The 13,918-nt window shown below is 50.5% G+C and carries 8 protein-coding genes; 7 read left to right on the top strand and 1 reads right to left on the bottom strand.

Annotated elements, in window-relative coordinates:
* Positions 1-2 precede the first annotated feature (2 nt).
* Positions 3-590, top strand: a complete 588-nt coding sequence (gene pdxT / locus LKI20_RS08775; RefSeq protein ID WP_291772882.1) for a pyridoxal 5'-phosphate synthase glutaminase subunit PdxT — start codon at positions 3-5, stop codon at positions 588-590.
* A 169-nt stretch (positions 591-759) separates the two neighbouring features.
* Here the strand turns inward: pdxT and LKI20_RS08770 are convergent, their stop codons facing one another.
* Positions 760-1,359, bottom strand: a complete 600-nt coding sequence (locus LKI20_RS08770; RefSeq protein WP_291773496.1) for a tRNA (cytidine(34)-2'-O)-methyltransferase — start codon at positions 1,357-1,359, stop codon at positions 760-762.
* 308 nt (positions 1,360-1,667) lie between these two features.
* Between LKI20_RS08770 and LKI20_RS08765 the strand changes: the two genes are divergently transcribed.
* The 6 genes from LKI20_RS08765 to LKI20_RS08740 all read left to right on the top strand — a co-directional run bounded on the left by LKI20_RS08765 (position 1,668) and on the right by LKI20_RS08740 (position 13,743).
* Positions 1,668-2,552, top strand: coding sequence for an A/G-specific adenine glycosylase (locus LKI20_RS08765; RefSeq protein ID WP_291773493.1), 885 nt, complete (start codon positions 1,668-1,670; stop codon positions 2,550-2,552).
* A gap of 47 nt (positions 2,553-2,599) precedes the next feature.
* Positions 2,600-3,211, top strand: a complete 612-nt coding sequence (locus tag LKI20_RS08760) for a hypothetical protein (protein WP_291772880.1) — start codon at positions 2,600-2,602, stop codon at positions 3,209-3,211.
* A 279-nt stretch (positions 3,212-3,490) separates the two neighbouring features.
* Positions 3,491-7,057, top strand: coding sequence for a DNA-directed RNA polymerase subunit beta (rpoB, locus tag LKI20_RS08755; protein ID WP_291772877.1), 3,567 nt, complete (start codon positions 3,491-3,493; stop codon positions 7,055-7,057).
* 99 nt (positions 7,058-7,156) lie between these two features.
* Positions 7,157-11,197 carry a DNA-directed RNA polymerase subunit beta' gene (locus tag LKI20_RS08750; RefSeq protein WP_291772875.1) on the top strand — a complete coding sequence of 1,347 codons (4,041 nt, stop codon included), beginning with the start codon at positions 7,157-7,159 and terminating at the stop codon, positions 11,195-11,197.
* Between the two features lie 354 nt (positions 11,198-11,551).
* Positions 11,552-12,118 (top strand): PH domain-containing protein, encoded by a 567-nt coding sequence (locus LKI20_RS08745; RefSeq protein ID WP_291772873.1) that lies wholly within the window; start codon positions 11,552-11,554, stop codon positions 12,116-12,118.
* 2 nt (positions 12,119-12,120) lie between these two features.
* Positions 12,121-13,743 carry a PH domain-containing protein gene (locus tag LKI20_RS08740; protein ID WP_291772871.1) on the top strand — a complete coding sequence of 541 codons (1,623 nt, stop codon included), beginning with the start codon at positions 12,121-12,123 and terminating at the stop codon, positions 13,741-13,743.
* Positions 13,744-13,918: the final 175 nt, after the last annotated feature.

Here is a 13,918-nt window from a genome sequence, read left to right as displayed (position 1 = left end):
AGATGGGCGCTGCAACGGGGCCATTGATTGGTGTTCTAGCGCTGCAAGGTGCATTTGCTGAGCATCAGCGTATGCTGTCACAACTTGGCGCGAGAACTGTCCAAATACGTCAGCTCAGTGATCTTAGTGGTGGTATAGACGGTGTGGTGCTGCCTGGTGGCGAGTCTACTGTTCAGGGCAAATTGCTACGAGATTTGGGTATGCTGGACGACCTACGTCAACGCATTGCTGCTGGATTACCGGTCTTTGGAACCTGTGCGGGATTGTTGTTGTTAGCAAAGCGTGTTGAAGATGGCGATAGTCATCTCGCCATGATGGATATTGTCGCCAAAAGAAACGCTTATGGGCGCCAACTGGGCTCATTCTCTACAAGAGCAGCAGTTACAGGAATCGGAGAAATACCGATGACCTTCATTCGAGCTCCATATATCGAAAGCGTTGGGGAGGGTGTTGAGGTACTAGCTGAGGTGGATGGTCATATTGTGGCTGCTCGCCAGAGTAATATGCTTGTCACTTCATTCCATCCTGAACTGAACGATAACCTGTTCACGCATCGATATTTTCTCGACAACATGGTGCTCGGCCGATGACGCTGACTAATTGCTAAATAATGACATGATGTGCGTAGCCACGTTCCGACGTCTTATATAGCTCAGCGGTGGATTCTTCGGAATGCTGAATCTACTAATCGCTTGATGATGCCTATATAGGTGCAACTACGCACACTGCGGGTGAGTGTCCTCATGGACGACGAGGCATTCAGTTCCCGCCGGCGAAATCGAGTTGTCGCCATGCTTCGTATATAGCGATTGAAGCACAATTGGTGAGATTGAGACTTCGCAGCGACGGGCGCATAGGCAAGCGAACCTGTTCCGCCACATGCGGGCCACCCATAATATCCATCGGATCGGGAATGTCGCCTGGCTCAGGGCCAAAGAGCAGAATATCTGTGGGACGATATTGAATCTCTGTGTAGAGCTTTGTGGCATTCGCGGTAAAGGCGATGATGCGTGAGTCGGGCATAGAGTCAACCAAACTTTCGAAGTTTGGATGCAACACCACATGTGCCATATCGTGATAATCCAGACCAGCTCTGCGAAGTTTGGTGTCGTGCAGATTGAAACCTAAGGGTTCTACTAGATGCAAGATCGTTCCAGTTACTGCGCACAGTCTGATAGCTGAGCCGGTATTACCTGGAATTCTAGGAGAGTAGTAGCACAGATGTGGGGTGTGCGTCGTGGATTTGGCAGCGTCCTCGGCTTTGAGCATCGCGTCAACAACGCTAATTGGGTTGCCATGAGCATCAGTTACTAATTCGTCGGTCCGGATAGTAGATTTGCGGTACCCATACTCATACATAGCTTCGACAGCTTCTTCACTGCCTGCTGTAGATGCGGTATTACCGTGCTCACGTGCACTTCCAGTGTGTGTTCTTTGTTCCTCATTGCTCACATGGGCAAGAATAGAAGTGAAGAACGACAGCTCATGCTTCGCTTCTTGATTTCAACACATCCTATCGCTGTGAGCGCTTGTTGATTGTAGATAATCTGATATCGGCTAGGCTGGTCAATCGTGATGGGCATATGACGGCAGAACATGAAAATCAGCAAGCGCACCGAGAACGCAGCGGATACGGCATTGAAGACATTACTGCTGACGGTATTTCATTGAACACCAGCCAGATGCGGCAGCAGCTATGTTCTTGGTGGGAAATCAACAAACGTGATTTGCCGTGGCGTTTCGGGAGGACGACGCCTTGGGGAGTTCTGGTTTCAGAGGTGATGAGCCAGCAAACTCAAATGAGCAGAGTTGTTCCTTATTGGAAAGCTTGGATGGATATATGGCCGGATGCTCGTGCACTCGCAGAAGCTAGTCCTGCCGCCGTAATAACTGCTTGGGGAAAGTTAGGATATCCGCGACGTGCACTGCGATTACAAGCTTGCGCGCGTGTGGTGAGTGAACAGTACCATGATGAATTGCCACGAACATATGAGGAGCTCACCAGCTTGCCTGGAGTTGGAGATTACACGGCGAGTGCAGTAATGAGCTTTGCGTACGGCGAGAGGATCGCCGTAATAGACACTAATATTCGACGAGTGCTTTCTCGAGTATTTCTTGGTGTGGAGTCACAAGGTGGCTCTTCTTCTGTGGAAGAACGAAGCTTGGCTTCGATGGTGTTACCAGATGAACTCCGTGAATCGGTTTTATGGAATCAATCCTTGATGGAACTGGGAGCTTTGCTGTGTACTGCTAGAAGGCCGTTGTGCGATATTTGTCCTCTCGCTCAGTGGTGTACTTTTAAAGCGGCAGGTAAGCCTGGACTCGGTAATCGCCCTACAAGACCACGACAACATTTCAAAGGTACTGATCGACAAGTGAGAGGTATCATTCTCGATGCATTACGCGGTCGACCTGCACATGCACGGGTGAGTCGCATAGAGATTGACCAGTTGTGGTCTGTTCCTGGTCAGTTGGATGCTTGTTTAGCTTCTCTAGATGACGATGGTCTTATTGTGATTCATCGAGATTCTTCTATTTCATTGCCTGATTGAGCGCGTTAACGTGCAACTGTTACGGCTCTCGTCGTACACTCGGCACTATGGCCAAGCGAAGGATCAGTGCAAGACAACGCCGGATATATCGTCGTCGAAGGATTGTAGCCGGCATACTCGCGGTCGTAATAATCGCTTTGTGTTGGGGCTTTGGTTGGCTTCTTGTTCGTGGGGTTAGTGCAATTAATTACGCCATTAATAAGGACGACATCAATGCTATTGCTCGTCAGGCGGCTCCTAGTCCAAAAGAGGTTTCGGGAGTTAAGGATTGCACAGCGAATGATGTGGACCTCAGCGTCAGTGCAAGCTCAGCAACGTTGTCACTCGCTGGCTCTGTAAAATTTACTGTGACTATTAAGCATCACGGAGCTGCGAGTTGCCTTATCGATGGCTCCAACGCTTCGCGGGTGCTGACGATAACATCCGGCAATGAGACAATTTGGCGTTCGGACTCTTGCCCCGTAGATTCGCGCATGCTGCTTATGGCTGGTAATGACAAAGACATCCAGACTATTACTTGGAATGCCAATGCTACGGGGGAACAGTGTCAGCAGGATGCTACTCTGCCTAATGTTAATAGAGGTACGTATGTAGCCAAGCTCTCCATGAAAAGCAACGACAAAGTCCAGTCTGATCCAGTCTCCGTAGTGGTGCAGTAAAGTCTGATTTTCATGGTGTGCAGTAGACGGTGTGTCATTGCAGATACACCGCATGTAAAGTCACCTTTGTTTGCGTGACGATTAGAGAGATTGGCAGTAATATGTCGTGCTTGTGAGATTCGGTAAGGTGTGCTATTCTTTTGTTTCTGCGTGAAGTGTGTCATATAGCGGGCATGCATCATTGGGGAAATGCCCGCGAATAGGCATATGGTGGCCATGAGGCGTTTTCCAGGCAAGCAACGATCCATCGAACATAGCGAGCGATAAGGAAAGTCTACTTTGGCTGCCAACAAAGCTGCAAGAAATAGCACACAAACATACGCACGCGCTGATGAAGAAGACATCAGACTTCACAAGGCACCGAACCGCGTGAACTTCGGCTCAATTCAAGAGCCACTTGACGTCCCATACCTGTTGGGCGTACAGACCGATAGCTTCGATTGGCTGATCGGCAATGAGCGCTGGAAGAAGCGTGTTGAAGAGGATGAGCGTGATGGGACCAACACGGTTGGACACATCTCAGGGCTCGATGAAGTATTCAAGGAGATCTCACCAATTGAGAACTTCGCCCAGACGATGAGCCTCGCATTCTCAGATCCTTATTTCGAGGAGCCACGTCACACGGTGCTCGAATGCAAAGAAAAGGATTACACTTACTCTGCACCACTATATGTGAATGCTGAGTTTGAGAACGGCGACACAGGGGAAATCAAGTCACAGACTGTATTCATGGGTGATTTTCCACTGCAGACACCTCATGGAACTTTTATTATTGGTGGAACTGAGCGCGTTATCGTTTCACAGCTGGTGCGTTCCCCAGGTGTGTACTTCGACCGTAACCGCGACCGCACAACCGATAAAGAAGTTTTCGGAGCGAAAATTATTCCAAGCCGCGGAGCATGGCTTGAGTTTGAAATCGATAAGCGTGATGTCCTAGGCGTACGTGTTGACCGTAAGCGTAAGCAGTCCGCCATCGTGTTCCTCGAAGCCATTGGCATGACCAAGTCTGAAATCAAAGAGTCCTTCCAAGGATATCCACTGGTGTTGGATGCTTTGGAAAAGGAGTCCATCGACAATCAGGATGCAGCATTAACTGATCTGTATCGCAAGATTCGTCCTTCAGACACCGCAACTCCTGAAGCAGGACGCAACCTGCTAGATTCCTTCTACTTCAATACGAAGCGTTACGATCTCGCCCGCGTTGGCCGCTACAAGATCAACCGCAAGCTCGGTCTTGAAGCTGATTTTAACGATCGCAGCCTTAACCGCGACGATATCATCGCCACCATCAAGTACTTGGTAACTTTGCACGCTGGAGACAAGACTTTCCCTGGTTCACGTAACGGAGAAGCTGTTGATCTGCGCGTGGATGTGGACGATATCGATCACTTCGGTAACCGTCGTATCCGTCAGGTCGGCGAGCTCATTCAGAATCAGCTGCGTACAGGTCTATCCCGTATGGAGCGTGTGGTTCGTGAACGTATGACTACTCAAGATGCGGAAGCTATCACCCCACAGTCGTTGATTAACATCCGTCCAGTGAACGCGACAATCAAGGAATTCTTCGGAACCTCGCAGCTCTCGCAGTTCATGGATCAGAACAACCCACTTGCAGGTGTGACCAATAAGCGTCGTCTGTCCGCTCTGGGCCCTGGCGGCCTTTCCCGCGACCGCGCTTCGATGGAAGTGCGAGACGTTCACCCCTCTCACTTTGGTCGTATGTGCCCAATCGAGTCCCCTGAAGGACCGAACATTGGTCTGATTGGCTCACTGGCTACCTTCGGTCGTATCAATCCCTTCGGATTCATCGAGACCCCATACCGCAAGGTAGACAATGGTCAGCTGACTGATGAGATTACCTACATGACTGCCGATCAAGAGGCTGAGCATGTGATTGCTCAGGCCAACCAGATTATTGACGACAAGGGTCATCTGGTCGAGTCCACAGCTTTGGTGCGAGACAGTGAGGGTGAAGCAGAGGATGTGCCGGTCGAGCAGGTCGACTACATGGATGTTTCTCCACGTCAGATGGTTTCGCTGGGTGCTTCGCTGATTCCCTTCCTAGAGCATGATGAGGGCCACCGAGCACTGATGGGGACCAACATGCAGCGTCAGGCAGTTCCACTCATTAAGTCTGAGCGTCCGCTGGTGGGAACAGGCTCTGAATGGCGTGCTGCAGTTGATTCAGGCGATGTGATTTTGGCTGACAAGCCAGGTGTAGTCACTTACGTTTCTGGTGACATCATTCGCGTCCTGAACGACGACGGTACTCAGTCAAGCTATAAGCTTTCCAAGTTCCAACGTTCCAACCAGACCACCTGCTACAACCAAGTGCCAACGATTAAAGATGGTGAACGTGTTGAAGCTGGTTCAGTGCTAGCTGATGGTCCTGCCACTCAAAACGGTGAGATGGCTCTCGGCAAGAATCTGTTGGTAGCATTCATGCCTTGGAATGGCTACAACTACGAGGATGCTGTGATTATTTCTCAGCGTCTGGTTCAGGACGATACGCTGAGCTCGATTCACATCGAAGAATACGAAATCGATGCTCGTGAGACGAAGCTGGGCTCCGAGGAAATTACTCGCGATTTGCCAAATGTTGGTGAAGACGCGGTCGCTAACCTTGATGAGCGTGGCGTGATTCGCATCGGTGCTGAAATTGAAGCTGGCGATATTCTCGTGGGTAAGGTCACTCCGAAGGGCGAAACTGAGTTGACCCCTGAAGAACGACTGCTCCGCGCCATATTTGGTGAGAAGAGCCGCGAAGTTCGCGATACGTCGCTCCGAGTGCCTCACGGTGAGACTGGAACTGTTATTGCAGTCAAAGAGGTATCACGCGAGGATGCCGAAGAAGATGGCGACGAGCTGCCAAACGGTGTAAATCAAATGATTCGCGTATATATCGCGCAGCACCGCAAGATTACTCAGGGTGATAAGCTCTCAGGCCGTCACGGCAACAAGGGTGTTATCTCACGTATCCTGCCGGAAGAAGATATGCCATTCCTGCCGGATGGTACTCCTATCGACATCATGCTCAACCCATTGGGTGTGCCAAGCCGAATGAACCTCGGACAGGTTCTTGAGCTGCATCTTGGATGGATTGCTCATGCAGGATGGGATATCAACCTCGATCCGAATCTCGAGGCAGAGTGGAAGAAACACATCCCAGCAGGCGCTGAGAAGGCCGACCCAGACACTCCTGTCGCTTCACCAGTCTTTGATGGTGTCCGTCAGGATGCGCTGCACGGTCTGCTGACAACCACATTGCCAAACCGTGATGGTGAGCATCTTGTAGGAGACCACGGCAAGGCTGTGTTGTATGACGGCCGTACCGGTGAGCCTTTCACTAAGCCAATTTCGGTGGGCTACATGTACATGCTGAAGCTCCACCACCTCGTGGACGATAAAATCCACGCACGTTCAACTGGTCCTTACTCGATGATTACCCAGCAGCCACTTGGTGGTAAAGCTCAGTTCGGTGGACAGCGTTTCGGCGAGATGGAGGTGTGGGCACTCGAGGCTTATGGTGCCGCCTACACGCTGCACGAAATGATGACTACCAAGTCTGATGATGTTGACGGGCGTGTGCGCGTCTATGGGGCCATCGTAAAGGGTGACAACCTTCCTCCTGCAGGTATTCCAGAGTCCTTCAGGGTGCTGCTTAAGGAAATGCAGTCTCTGTCTCTCAATGTCGAAGTGCTCAATGCCGAAGGTGTAGCCATTGACATGAAGGATGAGGACGACGATCCGGCCTCTGCATCAAATGACCTCGGTTTCAACATCGGCGCAAGGCCAGATGCGGGTGCTGCAATGTCATCGAATGATTCAGAACCGGAATACCGCTGAACGCAGGTTCATATGGCGTGCGGGTGAAGGGATACACAACCCACCCGCACAGCCCCTTAAGAACGTACAAGCAGTAACAAGCGAAAGACAGGACATAGAGTGCTGGACGTCAACGCATTTGACAAACTGAGAATCGGCCTGGCTACGGCAGAGGATATCCGCAGCTGGAGCTTCGGTGAGGTAAAGAAGCCTGAAACTATTAATTACCGTACTTTGAAGCCTGAGAAGGACGGTCTGTTCGGAGAACAAATCTTTGGACCTACACGCGATTGGGAATGTGCTTGTGGCAAATACAAGCGTGTTCGTTTCAAAGGCATCGTCTGCGAACGCTGCGGTGTTGAAGTCACCCGTTCGCGCGTGCGTCGTGAGCGTATGGGACACATCGAGCTAGCTGCTCCTGTGACTCACATTTGGTTCTTCAAAGGTGTGCCGTCGCGTCTGGGATACCTTCTGGATATTGCGCCGAAGGATCTAGAAAAGGTTATCTACTTCGCTGCGTATATGGTGACGAAAGTTGATGAGGATCAGCGTCATCAAGATCTTCCAGATCTTCAGGATGAGTTCGATACTGAGATTAATCATCTCGAGAAGGCGCGCGATAACGAGATTGAGAAACGCGCTAAGAAAATCGAAGAAGACTTGGCAGAGCTTGAGGCTTCAGGAGAAGCCAAGGGTGCTGTGAAGTCCAAACTGCGAAACGGCGCAGAGCGCGACATGGCTTCAATCCGCCAGCGCTATGACGATCAAATTCAGCGTTTGAGTGCCGTATTCGACCGCTTTAAGAGCCTTAAGCCAGGCGACATGGAAGGTGATGTCGATCTGTGGCGTGAAATGGAGGATCGTTACGGCGATTACTTCGAAGGTTGCATGGGCGCAGAAGCTATTAAGAAGCGTCTACAGGCATTTGATCTTGAATCATCGTCGAAGGAACTTCGCGAGGAGATTGAGACAGGTACTGGCCAGCGTAAAGCTCGTGCTCTCAAGCGTCTGAAAGTTGTTAACGCCTTCCTATCCAATGGCAATAGTCCTGAGGCTATGGTTTTGGATGTTGTTCCAGTTATCCCTCCTGATCTACGTCCTATGGTGCAGCTTGATGGTGGACGATTCGCGACTTCTGATCTCAACGATCTATACCGTCGTGTTATCAACCGTAACAACCGTTTGAAGCGTCTTATCGAGCTAGGTGCTCCTGAGATTATGCTCAACAACGAGAAGCGAATGCTGCAGGAAGCTGTGGATTCACTCTTCGATAATGGTCGCCGTGGACGCCCTGTTACCGGTGCTTCTAATCGTCCGCTCAAGTCTCTTTCCGATATGCTCAAAGGCAAGCAGGGACGTTTCCGTCAGAACCTGCTCGGTAAGCGCGTCGATTATTCAGGTCGTTCGGTGATCGTGGTTGGACCTAGCCTGCGTATGCATCAGTGTGGTCTGCCAAAGCCAATGGCATTGGAATTGTTCAAGCCCTTCGTTATTAAGCGTTTGGTGGATTTGAACTATGCGCAGAATATGAAGAGTGCCAAGCGTTTGGTTGACCGTGGCGATGCCGAAGTGTGGGGTGTGCTTGAAGAGGTCATTTCAGAGCACCCTGTACTGCTGAACCGTGCACCTACACTGCATCGTCTGGGCATACAGGCCTTCGAGCCGATTTTGGTTGAAGGTAAGGCAATTCATCTTCCACCTCTGGCTTGCGCTGCTTTCAACGCCGACTTCGATGGTGACCAGATGGCAGTCCATCTTCCTTTGAGCGCTGAGGCACAAGCCGAGGCACGCTCGTTGATGATGGCATCTGACAATATTCTTAAGCCAGCTGATGGTCACACGGTGACTATGCCTTCTCAGGATATGATTCTGGGTCTCTATTACTTGACTACTGGTAAGGACGGAGCCAAGGGACAGGGACGTATCTTCAGCACTCTCGCTGAGGCGCATATGGCCTTGGATCTCGGCGAAATCGAGATGCAGTCGAAGGTACTCATTCGAGTGGCTTCCGATTTTGTACCTTCAAAGAATTGGGAACCAAGCGAACTCAAGGTTGTAGACCCAGAGCCAGGCAGCCCAGATGTAGTGAAGGAAGAGCGTCTGAGCGATGGCTCATACCTCTTCGCCACTAGCTACGGACGCATTCTGTTCAATGAAACTCTGCCAACTAACTACCCCTTCATTAATGAGCAGGTTGCTAAAGGCAAGCTTGCTGGCATCGTTGATGACATCGCTACCCGCTACTCCACAGCACAGGTTGCAGCTACCCTTGATGCGCTCAAGGATCTTGGCTTTACCCGTGCACCGTGGTCCGGCGTAACTATGGCATTCTCGGATATCGTGGCGCCACCTGAGCGCGATGAAATCGTGCAGAGCTACGAGAAGCAAGCCGATAAGGTTAATGCACAGTTTGATATGGGTCTGTTAACTGATGAAGAACGTCGTCAAGAGCTGATTAACCTGTGGACCGAATGCACCGATAAGGTTGCAGACGCGATGCAGCAGCACTTCACTTCTGACAACAATGTGAACATCATGGTGCAGTCTGGAGCCCGCGGAAACTGGATGCAGATTCGTCAGATTGCTGGTATGCGTGGTCTTGTGGCAAACCCGAAGGGCGAGATTATTCCTCGTCCAGTCAAGTCGAACTACCGTGATGGTCTATCAGTGCTGGAGTACTTCATCTCTCAGCACGGTGCTCGTAAGGGTCTGGCTGATACGGCACTACGTACTGCAGAATCGGGATACCTCACACGTCGTCTGGTTGATGTTTCTCAGGACGTTATTGTGCGTGAAGAGGATTGCGGTACTAAGCGTGGTCTGCCGATGAAGGTCGCAGAGCGTGACGAAGCAGGTAACTTGGTGCTCGTGAAGAACGCTGACGGTGGCCCATACTCCCGTCTGCTTTCCTCCGATGTGCTAGATCCAAAAGATAGCAAAACGGTTCTGTACAAGAGCGGTGATGCACTGTCCATGGATGTGTTACGTGATCTCGTAGCTCATGGTGTTGAGGAAGTCAAAGCGCGTTCCGTGCTGACCTGTGAATCTAAGCGCGGCGTGTGTGCCAAGTGCTACGGATGGTCACTAGCTACCAACAAGTTGGTTGATGTTGGTGAGGCAGTGGGTATTGTTGCAGCACAGTCCATCGGCGAGCCTGGTACTCAGTTGACACTTCGTTCCTTCCACTCCGGTGGTGTTGCTTCAGCTTCGGATATCACTCAGGGTCTTCCTCGTGTGACCGAGCTTTTCGAAGCTCGTACTCCTAAGGGCGAAGCACCTATTGCCGAGTTCCCAGGAATTATCAAGATTGAGGATACTGACCGTGGCCGTCAGGTTACGCTGAGCCCCGATGATTCGTCAGTCGAGCCGATTGCTTACACCGTGACTCGTCGCGCCCCCTTGCTGGTCAAAGACGGCGATCGAGTTGAGGCAGGTACACAGCTCATTGAGGGTTCAATGGATCCGAAGAAGATCCTGCGAATCCTTGGTCCTCGTGCAGCTCAGGTAAACATTGTGGAAGAGGTTCACAATGTATATCGCTCACAGGGTGTGGATATCCACGATAAGCATATTGAGGTTATCGTCCACCAGATGCTTCGCCGCGTGACGGTGATTGATTCTGGCGACACCGACCTGCTCCCAGGCGAGCTGGCTGATCAGTCACGATTCAAGGCTGCGAACATCAAAGCTGTGAAGAATGGCGGTCGTCCGGCGGCTGGTCGTCCTGAGCTGATGGGTATTACCAAGGCTTCCCTGGCGACTGATTCATGGCTCTCTGCGGCATCCTTCCAGGAGACAACTCGTGTGCTCACAGAAGCTTCGTTGAGCCAGAAGGTTGATGATTTGAAGGGTCTTAAGGAGAACGTCATCATTGGTAAGCTCATTCCTGCTGGAACTGGACTTGCTCGTTATCACAATGCTGTTGTGGAGCCAGATAAGGCTATTCGTGACACGATCTATCCAAACTTCGGCTTGGGTGGTGACGGAAGTGATGTCGACTTGAGTGATGCAGATTTGAGTGATGTTGATTTCTCCAATATTGATTTTGGGGATCTCAAGCTCGGAGATGACTTCAATCCTGATGACTTCCTCAATGACCAGGGAGGTCAGTCCGGACTAGGCGGCACTGATGATACAACGCCAAGTGACACAGCTCTCTAAAATACGAGAGTGACACTGATTCGCTGTTGGGTGGGTTGGTGATTGCAGGGGTCTGATTGCGTGTACACGCAATCAGACCCCTTTTGTGTGTGGTAAAACACCATTTTTCGTGGGATATTGCTAGCTATCAGTATCTGGATATCCGTTTGTGTAGGGATTTTCAAGTTGCAGCATGGTTTGGTCTGAGATGAATGGCGTTATTGCAACGGAGTAATTCTTACTGGTTGGCGTTCTATTTGAAAATCCCTACACAATGAGAATTCGGCCTCAAGAATTGCGACTGTTAGGGTTAATGCGGGAGAAAAGTCACAGATACACGAATCAATCGTGTCGCGACTCAGAGGAGTTGGGTATTTGTATCAGGATAACAGTGCTGATTTCAATAGAAATGTTGAAGATTCTCAGCAATTGCAAGCGGAATATACAGATTGGGATAATGAGGAACGCTGGAATAGGCTTCCACGCAGAGTAATACGTGTATGGTTTCTGTCCTCTGCGATTTCAGATATTGTGGTGTTGCTTATCTGCGCAGTTGCGGCCGGAATATTGATACATATTGGGTGGTGGGGTTTTTGGCAACGAGTAATTGTATGTGTGGCTGCTATCCTTTCAATTCTTGATCTTGTGGTGCGACCATTCCTGTCGAGATACGAATATGCTGTGAATCGATTCATTCTTGGCGAACACGAAGTCTCAATCCGCAAGGGTTGGTTCTTTCGAAATCTGACAGTGGTTCCCTATAGCCGCGTTCAACATGTGGAGACGAAGCAAGGTCCATTGCTACGTGCATTCTCTCTTATGTCCGTTGAAGTTCATACAGCTGTAGGCTCGCACACCATCGATGCCTTGGACGTTGATGATGCCCTAAGCGTGGTGAGCCAAATCACTGCCAAGGTTCGTATTGAAAAGGCAGACCTGTGAGCATGCAAACAGCGAATATAAGCCAGGATGAACTGTCTGACCAGGACAACCAGTCTGACCAAGGCAATCAACAGATTGGGGATTGGCGGCTGCTGCATCCTTTGGCGTTGGTTGTAGATGCTATAGATGGCATCAAAAGCAGCGTATCGTTGATTATTGCAGTTGCGGTGATTCTTTTTCGCTTTAATCCGCCACGTTGGACAATCTGGGCCGTCGGTACGGCCATAGTGCTCTGCGCTTGCGTTATTGCTCCGTTGCTGAGTTATCTCAACACTAAATACCGTTTGACCGGCGAATCAGTTGAATACCATTCTGGCATCGTAGTGCGTAAGCACAATATTATCGCCTACTCGCATATTCATGCGATAAGTAGTGATGAGCCCTTCTATTACAAACCGTTTTCGGTGGTAAAGCTCAACATTGCTAGTGCAGGAATAACCTCCGCTGATATGTTGCTCAAAGCGGTGCCATCCAAGGTGCAGTATGAGCTTGAGCATTTGAGGAATGCATCACACTCGTCTCGCTTAGATAGTGCTGCAACGCATGAAGAGTTTTCTGCAGAGACTCTGCCTGCCGGAGGTAGTGCATCAACTGAGGGCGTACAACAGCCTGAACAGGCTCAGGTGCAAGGTACAAGACTCTACAGAGCTTCGACCTCAGATATCTTGTTGTACGCTCTCACCGATTTACGGTTTCTTGCTGCAATTGTGGCGTTGTTCGGACTGTTTGACAGAGTCAGAGACGTGGTTTCAGAGCAGCTTTTCGACGAAGCGGCGAGCACGGTAAGCAGTTTTCTCAGGGGTGGAGTGCTCGTGGTGATATTGCTGGTGCTATTTTTGGTGGTTTCGATCATGTTGGTGAGTGTGGCCAACAGTATGCTGCAATTTTATGGTTTTGAAGTGTGGCGCAGAGAGGATGATTTGGTCATCGTTCGCGGGCTGATGACCAGGCGAAGAGTGACTGTTCCTGTAGACAGAATCCAGAGCGTAGGCATTCAACAATCAGTGATTCGTCGCATGTTGCACTTGAATTCTGTCACTCTGGCACTCAGCGCCTCACACGGTGAAGACGACGACGGAGACTCCACTAGCATCAGTGTATTGCCAGTCATCAGACAGCGAGAACTCATTGATACGCTTGCACGAGTGTTGCCTCAATGGGACATTCCCAATCCTCATGTACAACGCACTGCTCGTCATCTGACACGATATCTACTATTTGTGCCTTGGGTAACGACGACATTGGCCGTGCTGTCGGTTGTACTATTCGCAGTAATCAAGCATGAAGAAATATTGCTGTGGTGGGCGTTACTTCCTCTGATTCTCGGTGCTTTGTGGAGTTTGTTACGTTGGCTGCGGGGAAGATACGAAGGATTCCAGTTACTGGACGACCATCGAATCGTTGTCTCGGGTGCACGGGGTTTCGCTCTGTTCTGGGTGGTTACTCGAAGATCGAGAATCCAGAGTGTGCAGAGGCAGACATCGTGGATGCGCCAACGTCGGGGAATAGAGCGGATGACCATGCCGCTTTTTGTCTACTCTGGGGAGTCTGAACTACGATTCTCTGTGATCCGACAGAATCAGGCTAAGCAGTTGCAGGAGTGGGCCACGAGACTGTCACAGTAATCAGTGAGCAACAGCATGCAAATGTGGGTGGTCATGTGAGTATTGCCAGGCTATTCATTCCGATACTTACATGATCCGCGCTGCCACCGCTGTGGCAACAGCGCCTGCACCGCTATGCGCTACCAAGACCACCGGTGTGTGAACAGCCTTCAACATCTCGGTAACATATTCAACA

The sequence above is a fragment of the Bifidobacterium sp. genome, from assembly GCF_022647885.1.
Classification (GTDB): domain Bacteria; phylum Actinomycetota; class Actinomycetes; order Actinomycetales; family Bifidobacteriaceae; genus Bombiscardovia.
The sequence above is the reverse complement of the archived record's forward strand: the minus strand, read 5'-3'. Positions and strand labels throughout refer to the sequence as shown.

Bases quoted from the DNA above. Each gene is read 5' to 3' on its own strand.
- pdxT (WP_291772882.1), top strand. From the start codon at position 3: ATGGGCGCTGCAACGGGGCCATTGATTGGTGTTCTAGCGCTGCAAGGT.
- LKI20_RS08770 (WP_291773496.1), bottom strand. From the start codon at position 1,359: ATGTATGAGTATGGGTACCGCAAATCTACTATCCGGACCGACGAATTA.
- LKI20_RS08760 (WP_291772880.1), top strand. From the start codon at position 2,600: ATGGCCAAGCGAAGGATCAGTGCAAGACAACGCCGGATATATCGTCGT.
- LKI20_RS08740 (WP_291772871.1), top strand. From the start codon at position 12,121: ATGCAAACAGCGAATATAAGCCAGGATGAACTGTCTGACCAGGACAAC.